Annotated in this window: 1 protein-coding gene; it reads left to right on the top strand. The window is 46.7% G+C overall.

Going from position 1 to position 583, the window contains the following annotated elements:
• Positions 1-583: hypothetical protein (locus GQS58_RS16925; protein ID WP_205860465.1), on the top strand; the 583-nt coding region annotated here is incomplete at both ends.

Here is a 583-nt window from a genome sequence, read left to right as displayed (position 1 = left end):
TTGGTCTGTGCTTTCTGTCATGCTGTTCCACAGTGGAGTAAGTCGCTTCAGGATGCTCAAGCTCTGATGATGCAGCAAACTGACCAGCAGTTTCAGCTCCAGAAGCCAATTCAACAGCTAACTAACCAACAGTTTCCACTTCGGAAGCCAGTTCAACAGCTAACTAAGCCGCAGTCTCCGCTTCAGAAGCCTGTTCAACAGCTAACTAAGCCGCAGTTTCCACTTCAGAAGCCTGTTCAACAGTTAACTAACCAGCAGTTTCCACTTCAGAAGCCTGTTCAACAGTTAACTAAGCCGCAGTATCCGCTTCAGAAGCCTGTTCAACAGTTAACTAACCAGCAGTTCCCACTTCAGAAGCCCGTTCAACCGTTAACTAACCAGCAGTTTCCACTTCAGAAGCCAGTTCAACAGTTAACTAAGCCGCAGTATCCGCTTCAGAAGCCTGTTCAACAGTTAACTAACCAGCAGTTTCCACTTCAGAAGCCTGTTCAACAGTTAACTAACCAGCAGTTTCCGATTCAGAAGCCAGTTAAACAGCAGTTTCAGAAGCCAGTAGTGCAGGCAGAGCCCTTTGATAAATGTG

Source organism: Polaribacter sp. 11A2H (assembly GCF_011379025.1).
In the GTDB taxonomy this organism is placed as follows: domain Bacteria; phylum Bacteroidota; class Bacteroidia; order Flavobacteriales; family Flavobacteriaceae; genus Polaribacter.
This window is presented reverse-complemented; position numbering and strand designations above follow the sequence as displayed.